The organism is Streptomyces misionensis (genome assembly GCF_007896895.1).
Lineage (GTDB): Bacteria > Actinomycetota > Actinomycetes > Streptomycetales > Streptomycetaceae > Streptomyces > Streptomyces misionensis_A.
Genome location: NZ_VOGW01000004.1, coordinates 26125 through 40236, shown reverse-complemented (window position 1 = coordinate 40236; position 14112 = coordinate 26125). Strand labels below are relative to the sequence as shown.

Here is a 14112-nt window from a genome sequence, read left to right as displayed (position 1 = left end):
CGAGGCGTAGTCGGTCTCCTCGCAGCGGCAGACGACCGTGTCGGGGCGCAGCCACTCGGGCCACGCGGGGCCGATGGGGTGTGCGTCGGCCAGCCGTGCGGCGAAGGCGCGGCCCTGGTCCCGGCCGCGCCGCAGGGGGCGCAGCGCGGGGGCGTCCGGGGTGCCGCCGCCGGCCAGCCATCCGGCGAGCGCGCCCTCGGCCCGCGCGGCCGGGGCGCCCGCGACGCCGGTGATCTCACCGGCCGCGTAGACGCCGGGGCAGCTGGTGCGCTGGTCGTCGTCGACGGCCACGAACTCGGCGCCCGGTGTGCCGCGCAGCGCGCATCCGGCGGCCACCGGCAGTTCGAGCCGCGGGCTGAAGCCGTGGCCGACACAGAGCGCGTCGACCGCGACCGCGCGTTCGGTGCCCGGCACCACCGACCAGTCGGGGCGCAGCCGTGCGGTGACGACCTCCTCCACCCGGCCGTCGCCGCGCGCCGCCACGACGGTGCGGCCGACGCGGCAGGGCACCCGGTGCCGGAGCAACAAGGCCGCGTACTCGACGAGTTCACCGGCCTTGCCGCCATGGGCCGCCAGCTGCCAGGGGCGCCGGGCCCAGCCGCCGGCCACGGTGCCCGCGGGGTTGGCCTCCAGCAGTTCCAGGACCCGGGAGCCGGCCTCCAGGAGGGAGGCGGCCACCGGCAGCAGGAAGGGCCCGGTGCCGGCGACCACCACCCGGTCCCCGACGACGACCCGTTCGCCCTTGGCGAGCGCCTGTGCGGCGCCGGCGGTGAACACACCGGGCAACTCCCAGCCGGGGAAGGGCAGTACGCGGTCGTGGGCGCCCACGGCGAGCACCAGCGCGTCGGGATCGAGGACCAGACGGCGGCGGGTGGCGCCGTCGGCCGGGCCGCGCAGCAGGTGCACCCGTGGCACCCCGGGCTCGTCCGGGGCCGGGCGTTCCAGGGCCCAGACCGAGGTCTCGGACCACCAGGCGCAGCGCGGGTGGCCGAGCACCCGGCGGCGGCGCCGGTCGAAGGCCCGCCAGCCGTGGTGCAGCCGCTCGGGGCGGGCGGCCCGGTAGGGCTCGGGCAGCATGCGGTGGTACTGACCGCCGGGCTGGTCGGCCGAGTCCAGCAGCGTGACCCGGGCACCGGCGGCGAGCGCGGCCTCCGCCGCGGCGAGGCCCGCGGGCCCCGCGCCGACCACGACCACATGGCGCGTGCTCAACTCTCCTCCTCTGCCTGGAGGATGGGGTGCGCAAGGCCCGGGCCGCGGGGCTCGGGGCGCCGGCTCTGGGTGGTGACCACGTCGCCGTCGCGGGCCCGGCGGCGGCAGGCGCGGACGTCGCGCTCCTCGCCCACGGTCACCAGGCAGTCGAAACAGACGCCGATGCCGCAGAAGACGCCCCGGGGGGCGCCGGTGCGGCCCTGCCGCCAGGCCAGGCGGCCGGCGGCGAGCAGGGCGCCCGCGATGGTCTGGCCCTGGATGCCGTCGACGGGTTCGCCGTCCACGGTGAAGCGCAGCGGCCTGTCCTGCCGTCCGACGCTGTCGCACTCGGCGCGCACGCGTCTGGGGCTCATGCCGTCTCCTCCCTGGTGATGCGGGTGTGGTCGCCGAGCACGGCCGGGCGGTCCACCCGGAACGGGGTCGGGTCCATGTCCGTCGGCCGGCCGAGCAGCAGTTGGCGCAGCAGCCGTGCGCTGCCCACCGACAGGCCGATGCCGGCGCCCTCGTGACCGCCGACGTGCCACAGGCCGGCCAGCTGCGGGTCGGCGCCGATGACCGGCAGGTGGTCGGGGACGTAGGGGCGGAATCCGCCGTAGGCGCGCATCACCGGGACACCGGCCAGCATCGGGAACAGCCGCAGCGCCTTGGCGGCGACGGCCGAGAGGACCTCGGGGCGCAGCCGGTCGTCGAAGCCTACGCGGCGGCGGGAGGAGCCGATGAGCACGCTGCCGGCGCGGGTGGACTCCACCACGGCCGAGGTCTGCAGATCGGCCGCGCCGCTGCCGACCGCGCCCACGTAGTCCGCGTCGTAGACCTTGTGGAAGACGGTCGGCGGCAGGGGCGTGGTCACCAGGACGTCGCCGCGCCGGGGCCGGATGTCCACGGGGGCGCCCAGCCGCGTGGCCAGCTCGCCGGACCAGGGGCCCGCGGCGTTGACGAAGCAGTCCGCCTCCAGGAGGCCGGCCGAGGTGCGCACCGCGGTGATCCGGCCGCTGCGGGTGACCGCACCGAGCACCTCGCAGTCGGTGCGCAGGGCGGCGCCCGCCGCGAGGGCCTCGGTGAGCAGCGCGGTGGCCGCGGCGGCCGGCTGCACCTGGGCGTCCTGCGGGTAGTGCACCGCCGCGGCGGCCTCGCGGGTGACGTGGGGTTCGGCCGCGGCGAGCGCGTCGGCGTTGAGGTCCTCCGCGTGCACGCCGGCGGAGCGCTGGACGGCGGCGAAGCGGGTCAGCTCGCGGGCGCCGGCGTCGGTCGTCGCCACGACGATGCCGCCCTTGGGCTCCCACTCCACCGCCCGTGCCGCGTGCGCGGAGCGCTCGGCGACGGCTGCCAGCACCTAGGGCCACAACTCCCGGGAAAGCCGGGCGAGTTCCAGTTCGGGGCCCGGTTGCTTGTCGGAGACGAGGATGTTGCCCTCGCCGTGCGCCGTGGTCGCCGAGGCGGCGGCGCCGCGTTCGACGACGGTGACCTCGAACCCGGCCAGCGCCAGTTCGCGGGCACAGGCACAGCCGACGATCCCGGCGCCCAGCACCACAGCCCGTGTTCTGTACATCGAACGGTCTCCGTTCGTTATAGCGAACGACGGAAAACGTAAGACCGGGCAGGGGGTCTGTCAACGGTTCCGGCCCGGGCGGTTGCCCGGCCGCGCCGCGCGGGCTACTCCGCGGCCGGGTGGGAGCCGCCGAGTCCCGGGTCGGACAGGTGGAGCCGCTGCTCCGCCCGGTACTGGAGCAGCAGGACCGAGCGCACCTCGCCGTCGAGCGCCGTGTAGCCGTGCGGCCGCGAGGCGTCGAAGCGCACGTAGTCGCCGGGGCCCAGTTCCACTTCCTCCCGCTCCACCCGCACCCCGAGCCGGCCGGCCTGCACGACGGTGTGCTCGACGCCCACGTGGCCGAGCGACTCCTGGGTGCACCCGGCCCGCACCCGCTGGTCGAAGACCTCGATCACGGCGTCGCCGGACTCGATCCGCTGGAGCGGGCGCAGATCGACGCCCTCGCCGCTGAGCACCTCCGTCTCCGCGGCCCGTACGACGGTCAGCTCGCCGGCCGGGCGGGCGTCCAGCAGGTCCGAGATCGGCACCTCCAGCACCCGGGACAGGCTGAACACCGTCTCGATCGTGGGATTGCCGGTCCCGGACTCCAGTTGCGACAGCGTCGCCTTGCCGATCCTCGACCGCCTGGACAGCTCGGAGAGCGACAGGCCCCGCCGGGTCCTGGCCCGCCTCAGGTTGGCCGCCAGCATGCGCCGGACCGAACCCTCGGAGACGCTCACCATCTCACCCCTACCCTTCCACTTCTGTTCGGTATAGCGTACGGACGTTCTCGGCGTCGCGTTCGCTACACGGATCAGGATCGGGCATTCCCGGGCGACGCACCATCCGCGGCGAGCACGCGCCGCGCCGCGATGGACGCCGAGTGGACGGCCCCCTCGCTGTTGGGGCGCAGGGCGACCCAGTCGCCGGCGTAGTCGACGCGGCGCAGGGGGCGGTCGAGGAAGGAGCGGCGCAGCCGCAGGGCGGCCGGGGTCGCTTCGGGCAGGCCGTTGGGCCAGCGGATCACGAAGGTGGTGCGCGTGGCCTCGGCCAGGCCCGGCAGGTAGCGCTCGGCGTGGGCGCCGACCTCGGCCGCGATCTCGGCGTCGGAGCGGGCCAGCAGCCGCGTCGACGCGTAGGGGGAGGCGAAGAGGCTGACCAGGCCCCGGCCCGGGGGCACGCGGTCGGGGGCCTTGATGTGGTCGAGGATGGCTCCGGCGAACACCCGGTCGTCCACGGCGGGGACCTGGAGGGCGTAGGAGGGGCGCGGGGTCGGGCTCGGCAGCGGGCGGTCCAGCAGGCACAGGACCTTGAGCATCGGGCGGTAGGTGCTCGCCGTCAGGAAGGGGCGTTCGTCGTCGGGGAGTTCGGCGTGCAGCGCGAGGGCGACGGGCGCGGGCACGGCCAGTACCGCGCGGCCGGCGGTCACCGTCGTGCCGTCGGCCAGGTCGATGCGGACCGTGCGCGGACCCGGCTTGAGAGCGGTGACCGCGTTGCCGGTGACGACGTCCAGCCGGCCCGCCAGCTGCCTGGCCAGGGTGTCCATGCCGTCCCGGTAGGCCACCCAGCGTTCCCCGGCACCGCCGACGGCGAGCAGCAGCGCGGCCATCGGGGCGATCGCCGAACGGTCCGGCCGCCAGCCGAAGAACGCGCCCGCCAGCGGCTGCAACAGGCGGTCGTGCAGGTCGGGGTGGTGGCGGCGGGCGTACTCCTCGATGGTCGCGTCGCCCAGGGGGGTCGCCTCCGGGTGGGCCTGGTCGAAGCGGTTCCTGTGCCGGGTGAGCGACGCGGTGAAGCGCAGCCAGGACAGCCGTCCGCGCCAGGACATCCCGGCGCCCGTCAACAGGCCCGCCGGATGGCCGAAGTTGGCGTGGGCGCGGCCGTCGCGCCAGACCGCGATGCGGCCGCCCACCGGCACGACGGCGTCCGCGGCCAGGCCGACCTCCCGGATCAGCCGCCAGGTGGCGTCGTAGCCACGGGTGGCGATCTGCTCGGCGCCCTCGTCCAGGACGTATCCCTCGTGGCGGCGGCCCGCCATGCGTCCGCCGACCCGGGCGCACGCCTCGAACACGCGCACCGTCCTGCCGGCCCGCCCCAGGTGGAAGGCGGTGGCCAGGCCCGAGATCCCGGCCCCGACCACGGCCACGTCGACGTCTGCGTCGGGCATCAGCGGTACTTCCTCGTCTGGGTGTCGTTGCGAACGGGACGGGACGGGGCGGGGCGGGACGGGACGCGACGGGACCGGCTCAGGTCCAGCGGCCGGTGCCGTACGGCGCCGCGTCGTCGAGCAGCCGGTCCCGCAGTTCCTGCCGCCGGACCTTGCCGGTCGCGGTGAGCGGCAGCAGGTCCAGGGGCACGAGGGCGGGCTCGGCGAGCGGCGGCAGATCGGCCACGGCCCGGCACCATGCGTCGCGCGCGAGTGTGCCGTCGCGGGTCGCGAGGACCGGCAGCGGGGGCCCGCTCGCCCGGCCGAGCACCACCGCCTCGACGACCTCCGGCAGCCGGTCGTGCAGCACGTCCTCGATCTCGGCACCGCTGCCGCCCGGGACCGTGTCCACCTCGCGGTCGAGCAGCCGCAGCCGGCCGGAGCGGGTGACCACGCCGAGGTCCCCGGTGGCGAACCAGCGGCCCGCGGACTTGGCCAGCAGCCGCTCCTGTTCCCCGACGTATCCCGCGCACAAGGCGGCGGTGCGGGCCATCACCAGGCCGGGCTCACCGCGCGGCACCGGCCGCAGGGTGGCCGGGTCCACCACCCGCAGCCGCGTCCTGCCGGGCACCGGACGGCCCAGGTCGCGGGTCGTGGGGTGCCGCTCCCCGCGCGTGCGTACCGAGCGGCGGGTGAGGCAGCGGAAGGTGAGCGGGCCGGTCTCGGACTGCCCCCACACCTGCACCCACAGCGGCAGCCGGCGGCGGGTGGCGGCGAGGTAGGTCCGCACCGTGGGCGGGTGGACCGCGTCGAAGGTGCTGATGTAGAGGCGCACGTGGCGAAAGGGGTTGTCCGGCGCGGTCGCGAGCGGCTGCCAGCGCACATAGGCCGAGGGCGTGGCCTCCAGAACGGTCGGGCGGTGGGCGCGCAGGACGGGTCCGGCGCGCCCCGGGTCGAAGCCGTCCAGGAGCACCACCGTGCGCGGGGCGAGCCAGAACGCGCTCAGCGTCCAGGTGAGGGCGCGTCCGTGCGCGTACGACGTCGCCTGGGCGACGGTGTCGCCGGGACGGCTGCTCACCAGCGGCCAGCGCCGCGCCTCGGCCGCCGCGATCCGGTGGACCAGCGAGGCGGTGGTGTGGCCGACCAGCTTGGGGACGCCGGTGGTGCCCGAGGTGTGCATGATGGCCAGCGGGGCGGAGGCGTCCCGGTGCCGGGGTGGCGGCGGCCGGTGTCCGCGCACGTCGGCCACGGGGACGGCGCCGGGGGCCGGGGCGTCGAGGGTGAGGGTGCGGCGGGCGAGGGCGGTCGGATCGGTCCCGGCGGCGCGGGCGGCGGCCAGGGTGTCCGCGGTGGTGACCAGGGCCGTGGCGTCGAGGCGCTTGAGCAGCAGCCGGAGGGTCTCGGGCGGGAGGCTCGCGGAGATCAGCGCGGGCACCGCGCCGATGCGGGCGGCGGCGCAGGCGAGCAGGACGTAGTCCCAGTGGTTGGGCTTGATCACGGCGACCCGGTCGCCCGGCGCGACACCGAGGCCGGCGAGCCAGCCCGCCGCCCGTGTCACCAGCGCGGCGATCTCCTCGATCCGGTACGCCGTCCGGCCGTCGTCGGGGAGGTCCAGCGGGCGGCTCAGGTGCACCCGCGTAGTGCTGCCGCGGTCGGCCAGGGCATCGAAGAGCAGCCCCGGTTCGAGGGTTCTCATCTCACGTTCCCGTCTGTACGGATCAGGCCGCGCCGGCACTCAGCAGATTGGCCGCCACCAGGGCGGCGACCAGCACCCGGTGGGCCCGGATGCCGAGAAGCCGGCCGCGCAGGACGTCGCCGCGCAGCATGCCGACCGTGAACTGCGCGGCGCGGGCCGCCGTCACGGGCAGCAGGGCCAGCGGGAACCACCACGGCGCGGCCCCCAGCAGGGCCGCCGCGACGATCACCGCGGTCTCCAGGGCGGAGAGCGCGGCGATGAAGACGGTGTTGCCACGGCGGGAGAGGAGACAGGCGGCGGTGGGCCGGCCCACGGCGCGGTCACCGGCGATGTCGTTGGTGTTCGAGTACACGCCGAACAGGAGCGGGCCCAGGCCGAACAGAAAGGCCTCGACGGCGGCGAGGCCGGTGGCCGCCCCGGTGAGCAGACCGTACAGCGGCAGGACGAAGGCCCAGCCGACGCCGGCGAGGAACGCCTCCTGGAGTCCGTGGTAGCCGAGCCGCAGGCCCCATGAGTACTGGGGGACGAGGAAGGCGGCGAGCACGACGCCGAGCACGGCCCACATCGGCCGGTGGGGCGCGAGCGCCAGCGCCGCCGCCCAGAGCAGGGCACCTGCGGCGAGCGCCGCGCGGGCGAAGCGGAGGGCGTCCCGCTCGGTCAGCACACCGGCCAGCAGCGGCTTGCGGGCGAGCCTGCGCACCAGTGGGTCCGTGCCGTAGTTGGCGGCGTCGCTGCCGTCCCGGTACCCGGTGACGTCGTCGAACGCGACGGCCGCGCTCACCAGGCACACCTCGCCGAGCAGGAACGCGGCCGACGCCGTCCATGAGGCGGCATCGAATGCCGTACCGCGCAACGGAATCAGCGAGACCACGACGAGCAGGCTCAGGTAGTAGTCGACCATGCCGAGCTTGGCCAGCCGGGCATAGGCGGCCAGTCGCACGCGCGTGTGCCGGCCGGGACGGAGCGCGATGGCGCGGGCCGGGTCCGCGGTGGGGATGCCGGGATGCAGCTCACCGGCCATGGCGGTCTCCTGACTTGGGGAAGTACGTGTCTGTGCGTGTCGGCGAGGCCGGGCGGTGGCCGCTCGGCCTCACCTGTAGCCGGCCCTTCTCAGGAGGAGAAGGCGCCGGAGAACTGCCCGGTGTGCGCCCCGTAACCGGGACGGACGGGGACGCCGGGGGTCAGGCAGAACCGGTCCGCGTGCAGATAGACCGTCCGCGAGGTCTCGTTGACCAGGACGTGCGAGATCGTGGGCAGGGGCTGGCAGCCGTGCGGGTCGCTGTAGACCGTCAGCGGTGTCAGCTCGTTGCTGAAGACGACCACTTGCTCGGTGCCGGCGCGGTCGTCCGCGGCGGTCCGCGCGAGGGCGGAGTTCGCGGAACCGAGGAGGAGGCCGGCGGACAACACGGCGATGAGCGCGCTACGACGCATGGGATGCACCTCTCGGGAAGAGGAGGAGCCGCAGGACCGCTCCGGCGGCTCCCCGACAAGTCGGCTCAGGGCGTCACTTGAAGTTGACGTCGACCTTGTAGACGCCCGGCCGCACGGCGGTGACCTTCGCCTCGCCCCGGGCGCCGTCGTACGCTCCGGTGCCCCCCTCCACCACGGCCTTGAAGGTGTACGGGTAGTCGAACGGGTTGGCGTCGATCATCGCCTGGGTGCGGATGTTCAGTTCGTCCCCGTTGTTGAAGACGACGTACGCGTCGCAGTCGGCGTCCATCTTCGTGGGGCCCTCGATCCCGTCGATGCCGCAGGTGTCGAAGGTCTTGCCGATCTGCTTGCCCGACGCGTCGAGCACCGGGCCGTTGCCGGCGAAGCCCCCGCCCAGATTCGGCGTCTGGGGGATGGAGGTGTTCCGGGTGTAGTCGATGGTGAAGCTCAGCGGCGCGGGCGCCGCCGCCAGGGCCGGTGCCGCACCGGCGACGCCGAGGGCGCCGACCAGGGACGCGGTGGCGACGGCGGAGGCGAGGCGCCTGCCCATAGCAAGTCTGTGCATGAACGCTCCTTGGACATCTCGGGCCCGTTGCCCGAAGACCAGGCACAGTTGATCACACACGGAACGCAATCGATCACTGAGGGTGACCGTTTCGGCGCGGTGTGGTGCGGAGCATCAACGGCGTGATCGCCCCGGTTTCCGCCTCGCCGGACCACATGCGCGCGACACGTCAGGTTCACCTCAGGGGGTGAGGCCCGTCCTCCGATCAGCGGTACGGTCCCGCCACGCGGGGAGCAGGGTGAGGGCGATCAGCGCACCGGTGCAGGCGAAACCCCAGGAGTACCCGGCCCGTTGGGCGAACAGGCCGAAGCCCACGGCGCCGACGCCCATGCCCGCGTCGTAGGCGATGTTCCACAGGGCGCCCACCGTGCCGTACCAGGACGGGGGGACCCGCTGGTACATCAGGGTCAGCGTGGCGTTCTGGGTGACTCCGAAGCCGATGCCGAAGAGGGCGACACCGCAGACGACCGCGACGGCGCTGTGGGTGCCCGCCGTGACGAGCATCCCCGCGGCCGAGAGGGCGAGCCCCGGCACGACCAGCCGGGACGGCCCCTTGCGGTCGCCCTGGCGGCCGGCCACCCAGCGGGCCACGGTCGCGCCGGCCGGCTGCACGAACAGGGCCACGGCCACCACCCCGGCGGACCCCGCGGGCACGGCGAGCGGCAGGAAGGTGACCACGATCCCGGCGGCCAGCGCCGTGCCCGCGAACAGGGCGGCGGGCCGGACCAGGGCGGCGTCGCGCAGGCCGTCGCGGATGCCGATCCGCGGTCCGGCCACGACCTCCCGCTCGGGCAGTCCCGGCACCGACAGGATCGCCAGCAGGGCGCACGCCCCTGCGGCCGCGCCCACCGGTCCGTACCCCAGGCGGGAGACCAGCCAGACGCCCAGGGGCAGTCCCAGCAGCGAGGGCACGCTCGACACGACGCCGACCAGGGCCAGCCCTTCGCCCCGGCGGGCGTCGGGGATCAGGGAGGCGGTCAGCGCCCCGCCCGCCACGACCGTCAGGGCGAAGCCCGCGCCGCGCAGCAGACAGACCGCCGTGATCCAGCCGATGCCGGAGAACAGGGTCAGGGCCGGCGCGGGCGCGCCGAGCAGCAACAGGCCCGCGCCCAGGGTGACTCGGTGCCCGAAGCGTCCGATGAACCAGGGCGCCGCGAACTCCCCGACGACCGTGGCCAGCATCAGGGCGCCCGTGGTCGCCCCGGCGCCGTTGCCGCCGGACCCGGAGCGCGTCGCGTAGAGAGGGACGACCGACAGCAGGAGGTAGTAACTCGCCGACCCCCCGATCAGGCTGACGAAGCGGAGCAGCAACGGACGTGTCACCAGCGGGGGTTGGTCCTTCGGGTGGCCCTTCGGCGCGGCCGGGTGCCGCGGCTCTGTGGTGGTCATGGCGGGACTCTAGGGGCCGGCCGGCTCACCGGTAAGCTCCAATTCCATGTCTGCCGAGTGGTCCAATGCGCCGTCGGAGCTGCTCGTCACGCTCGACCGCGACAGTGGTGAGCCGCTGCGGGCCCAGGTGGAGCGCCAGGTACGCGAGGCGGTGCGCACCGGCCGGCTGCGGGTGGGCGAGCGGCTGCCGCCCTCGCGTGAACTCGCCGCCGCGCTGGGGCTGTCGAGGGGCCTGGTGCAGGAGGCGTACGCCCAGTTGCGGGCCGAGGGCTATCTGGTGGCGCGGGTGGGCTCGGGCACCCGGGTGGCCGCCGGTGCCTGTCCGCCGCCCGCGCCGCCGTCGCCGCCCACCCGACGGCCGTCGCTGCTGGCCGACTTCCGCTGGGGGGTACCGGACCTCGGTGCCTTTCCGCTGCCGGACTGGATGTGGGCGCTGCGGGAGGCGGCCCGGCGGATGCCGGTGGCCGAGTGGGACTACGGCGACCCGCGGGGCAACGCGGTGCTGCGGGAGGTGGTCGCCGGGTACGCGCGCCGGGTGCGCGCGGCGGCGGCCGACCCCGAACACACCCTCGTCTGCTCGGGATACGCCCAGGGCCTGTCGCTGACGCTGCGGGCCCTCGCGCACGACGGGGTGCGCCTGGTCGCCTACGAGGATCCCGGCTCCCCCGCCACCGTACGGGCGGCCGCGGCCGCGGCGGGACTCGACGCGGTACCGGTGCCGGTGGACGAACAAGGCATCGACGTAGGGGCGTTGGCGGCCACCGGCGCGCGTGCGGTCGTCGTCACCCCGGCGCACCAGTGGCCGACCGGGGTGGTGCTCGGGCCCGAGCGGCGGCTGGCCCTGATCGCCTGGGCGGCGGCGCGGGACGGCCTGATCGTCGAGGACGACTACGACGCCGAGTTCCGCTACGACCGGGAGCCGGTCGGGGCTCTTCAGGGGCTCGCGGCGGACCGGGTCGTCTCCATCGGCACGGTCAGCAAGTCCCTGGCGCCGGCGTTGCGGATCGGCTGGCTGCTGAGTCCGCCCGCGCTCACGGACACACTGGTGTCGCTCAAGCACGTCAGCGACCGCGGCTCGCCCGTCCTCGATCAGCTGGCCCTCGCCCGGATGATCGAGTCGGGCCGCTTCGACCGGCATCTGCGCCGGATGCGGACGGCCTACGCGGCACGCCGCGCCGCGCTGCTCGCCGCCCTCGCGGAGCACGCCCCCGGCATGGCCGTCACCGGCCTCGCCGCCGGCTTCCACGCCGTGGCCCATCTCCCGGAGGGGACCGACGAGGACGCGCTCGTCGCCGCCGCCCGCGCCCGGTCCGTCGGCCTCTACGGCATGACGGCCTGCCGTGCCACGCGCGCACCCGCCCCGCCCCGGCTCGTCCTCGGCTTCGGCAACGTGGGCGAACGCGCCGTCACCGCGGGCATCGCCGCGATCGGCGACCTGCTCACCGGCCACCGCGCTCCCGCCGGGGGATGACGCCCGCCGAACAGCTCCCCTGCGGCGCTCGGCCGGACGGCGCGAGCGGGCCCCGCATGCCGAGCCACTGCTCGCTGCCCCAGGCCTCGAACCGTTCCACCTCGGTGAACCCCAGCTTCGCCGCGAGCCGCATCGAACCGGCGTTGGCGCTCTGGGTGGTGAGCACCACCGGCTCGCCGGGCAGCGCGTCGGCGAGCCAGTCCAGTGCCGCCGCGCACGCCTCGGTGGCGTACCCGTGTCCCCACGCCCGCGGCAGGAACAGGTAGCCGAGGTCGGCCTTTCCGGCGGCGGCCGGGCGGCGGTGCCCCGTCGCCCTCCTGAGCAGGAGCTGGCCGATCATCGCCCCGTCGAGCTCGACGACGAAACTCCCGGGCCACCGCTCGGGCACCGCGGGCAGCTCCCGCTCCAGCTCGGCACGGGCCCGGGGACCGCCCAGGTAGGCGTGCACCTCGGGTGAGGCGAGCAGCTCGACGAACGCGGCACGGTCCCGGGCCTCGGACGCACGGAGCACGAGCCGCTCGGTCCTGATCGGTTCGGGCGGCCAGGACACGCTTGCCAGATCTTCCATGCGCGCACGCTAGCAGGGCGTGGTCAAGTCCCTTGGTGCGCTTTGGCGTTGTCGGCCGCCAAGCGCGCGGGGGCGGGTGGGGCGAGGGTGGCGCGGAGACGGCCGAGGCCGGTGACGGCGGCCAGCAGGGCCAGGGCCGCGGCGCCGGCGGGCAGCCAGTAGCCGGAGGTGGCGCCGAAGCGTTCCACCGCCCAGCCCGCCAGCGTGCTGCCGAGGGAGGAGCCGCCGAGGAGGGCGGTCACCGCCAGGGTCATGCCTTCGTTGATCTGGGCACGCGGGATCAGTTCCTGGACCAGGCCCATGCCGGTGATCATGGTCGGTGAGGTGGCCATGCCGGCGACGAACATCAGCGGGACCAGCGAGGCCAGGCCGGTGGCGAGGGTCAGCGGGAGCATCAGCAGCGCCATGCCCCCGACGCCCAGCAGGAACCGCGTCGGTCCCGCGCCGCGCAGGGTGAGCAGCCCGAAGAGCAGTCCGGACAGCGCGGAGCCCACCGCTTGCAGGGCCAGCACCGCACCGGCCGAGGACTTGTGTCCCAGGGAGTCGGTGAAGGCGATCGTGACCACTTCGAGGGAGCCGAAGAGGGAGCCGGTGAAGAGGAAGACGGCCATCATCACCTGGAGGCCCCGGTTGGTGAGCGGGGAGCGCCCGGCCGCCGGGTCGGCGGGCCGGACCGGGGGCTCGGTGCCGCGTTGCAGGCAGAAGAGCACGGTGCCGGCCAGGGTCAGGATCAGCGGCGCCACCCGCCCCGCTTCGGGGGCGACGCCGGTGGCCAGCGCGACCACCACGATGGGGCCGAGGACGAAGCACATCTCGTCCAGCACCTGCTCGAACGAGTTGGCCACGTGCATGCGGTCGTCGTCGCCACCGCACAACTCGGCCCAGCGCGCCCGCGCCATGCCGCCGACGTTCGGCGCGGTGGCGGACAGCACGTTGGTGACGAACAGGGTCCAGGTGGGCGCGTCGGTGGCGAGGCAGACGACCAGCGCCGCCGACATGAGCGAGGACCACAGGGCCGCCGGAACGGCCGTACGGGCCTGTCCGTAGCGGTCGACCAGCCGGCCGAGCAGCGGGATCGTCACCAGGGTGGCCGCGAGGGCGGCGCCGCCCACCGCGCCGGCCAGCGCGTAGGAATGGCGCACGGCGGCGATCATCACCACCGTGCCGACCCCGGACATGGACAGGGCGAGCCGGGCCAGGAAGCCGGTCGCGGTGAATCCGAGGGCTCCCTTGGCGGCGAACAGCCGGCGGTACGGGGCGAACATGTGTCTCCAGTGCGGGCGAGTGAGCGCGGACGCGGTCACCGCTGGGCGAGGAGACGCGGCGACGGTGCGCGACCGCCGTCAACCTCCCTCCCGGAGACCGGAGTTGAGGATAGCCCCGGACTGTCGGCGGACCATGGGCATTTTTTACGGGGCTGGGGCCGGGGCCAGTGGCCGGGGCGAGCGGCAGGGGGCCGGTGTCGGCGGCCGGGACCGGTGGTGCCAGTGGCAGGGGCCAGCGGCCGGGACCGGGACCAGCAGCTGGGACCGGGACAGGGCCAGCGGCCGGGGCCGGCACCGGCGGCCGGGGCCAGGACCAGCGGCCGGGACCGGTGGCCGGGACGGGTGGCCGGGGCCGGCGGCCAGCGGCCGGCGGCCGGGCGGGCTCAGGCCGGGGGTGGTCCCGTGACCTCCACCGTGGCCGGGCGCAGCAGGTGCGGGCCGGTGCGGTAGCCGGGGCGGAGGATCTTGGTGCAGGTCAGCCGGGTGGCGTCCGCGCGGACATGATGGACGAGGGCCTCGTGGCAGGCCGGGTCGAAGGGGTCGCCCTCCTCGCCGAAGGCCTCCAGCCCCAGGGCGCCGAGCTGGGTGCACAGGGTCTCGGTGATGTCCTTCAGGCCCGGCGTCCGCGGCTCGTGCTCGCGGGCGCGGTCCACGGCGTCCAGCACAGGCAGCAGGGTGCGCAGGACGTTGGCCGCCGCGATCTCCCGTACGGCCATCCGGTCCCGGTGCACCCGCTTGCGGTAGTTGTCGTACTCGGCCTTCACCCGTTGCAGGTCGGCCGTGCGTTCCCGGAGCAGGCCGCGCAGCCGCGCGGGCTCCGTGTCCAGCCGGCCCTCGTCCATCG

13 protein-coding genes and 1 pseudogene are annotated in these 14112 nt (G+C 75.2%); 1 reads left to right on the top strand and 13 read right to left on the bottom strand.

Annotated features, from left to right (window positions below; translation table 11 throughout):
- The 10 genes and pseudogenes from FRZ03_RS00980 to FRZ03_RS00935 all read right to left on the bottom strand — a co-directional run.
- The coding region (locus FRZ03_RS00980) for an NAD(P)/FAD-dependent oxidoreductase (protein WP_146463094.1) at positions 1–1209 on the bottom strand (1209 nt) is incomplete at its 3' end.
- Positions 1206–1562 carry a (2Fe-2S)-binding protein gene (locus FRZ03_RS00975; RefSeq protein WP_146463092.1) on the bottom strand — a complete coding sequence of 119 codons (357 nt, stop codon included), beginning with the start codon at positions 1560–1562 and terminating at the stop codon, positions 1206–1208. The genes FRZ03_RS00980 and FRZ03_RS00975, both read right to left, overlap by 4 nt.
- A pseudogene (locus FRZ03_RS00970) lies at positions 1559–2758 on the bottom strand (NAD(P)/FAD-dependent oxidoreductase). Before FRZ03_RS00970 ends, FRZ03_RS00975 begins: the two are co-directional and overlap by 4 nt.
- A 104-nt stretch (positions 2759–2862) precedes the next feature.
- A complete protein-coding gene (locus FRZ03_RS00965) occupies positions 2863–3480 on the bottom strand; it encodes a helix-turn-helix domain-containing protein (protein WP_146463091.1) in 618 nt (205 codons plus the stop codon).
- Between the two features lie 71 nt (positions 3481–3551).
- Positions 3552–4904, bottom strand: coding sequence for a protoporphyrinogen/coproporphyrinogen oxidase (locus FRZ03_RS00960; protein WP_146463089.1), 1353 nt, complete (start codon positions 4902–4904; stop codon positions 3552–3554).
- 79 nt (positions 4905–4983) lie between these two features.
- A complete protein-coding gene (locus FRZ03_RS00955) occupies positions 4984–6579 on the bottom strand; it encodes a class I adenylate-forming enzyme family protein (protein ID WP_146463086.1) in 1596 nt (531 codons plus the stop codon).
- 22 nt (positions 6580–6601) lie between these two features.
- Positions 6602–7600, bottom strand: a complete 999-nt coding sequence (locus FRZ03_RS00950; RefSeq protein WP_146463084.1) for a UbiA family prenyltransferase — start codon at positions 7598–7600, stop codon at positions 6602–6604.
- A gap of 89 nt (positions 7601–7689) precedes the next feature.
- A complete protein-coding gene (locus FRZ03_RS00945; RefSeq protein ID WP_222443324.1) occupies positions 7690–8010 on the bottom strand; it encodes a hypothetical protein in 321 nt (106 codons plus the stop codon).
- Positions 8011–8083: 73 nt separating this feature from the next.
- Complete coding sequence (locus tag FRZ03_RS00940; RefSeq protein WP_146463082.1) at positions 8084–8575, bottom strand: hypothetical protein; 492 nt, start codon at positions 8573–8575, stop codon at positions 8084–8086.
- Positions 8576–8755: 180 nt separating this feature from the next.
- Complete coding sequence (locus FRZ03_RS00935; RefSeq protein WP_146463080.1) at positions 8756–9964, bottom strand: MFS transporter; 1209 nt, start codon at positions 9962–9964, stop codon at positions 8756–8758.
- 46 nt (positions 9965–10010) lie between these two features.
- On the opposite strand from FRZ03_RS00935, the gene pdxR reads away from it, so the two are divergent.
- A complete protein-coding gene (pdxR, locus tag FRZ03_RS00930) occupies positions 10011–11435 on the top strand; it encodes a MocR-like pyridoxine biosynthesis transcription factor PdxR (protein WP_146463078.1) in 1425 nt (474 codons plus the stop codon).
- On the opposite strand, the gene FRZ03_RS00925 is transcribed toward pdxR, so the two are convergent.
- From FRZ03_RS00925 to grpE, 3 genes are all read right to left on the bottom strand, one after another.
- Positions 11404–12003 (bottom strand): GNAT family N-acetyltransferase, encoded by a 600-nt coding sequence (locus FRZ03_RS00925; protein WP_146463076.1) that lies wholly within the window; start codon positions 12001–12003, stop codon positions 11404–11406. The genes pdxR and FRZ03_RS00925 overlap by 32 nt on opposite strands.
- Before the next feature lie 23 nt (positions 12004–12026).
- Complete coding sequence (locus FRZ03_RS00920; RefSeq protein WP_146463074.1) at positions 12027–13268, bottom strand: MFS transporter; 1242 nt, start codon at positions 13266–13268, stop codon at positions 12027–12029.
- A 383-nt stretch (positions 13269–13651) separates the two neighbouring features.
- Positions 13652–14110, bottom strand: a complete 459-nt coding sequence (gene grpE / locus FRZ03_RS00915) for a nucleotide exchange factor GrpE (protein WP_146463072.1) — start codon at positions 14108–14110, stop codon at positions 13652–13654.
- Positions 14111–14112: the final 2 nt, after the last annotated feature.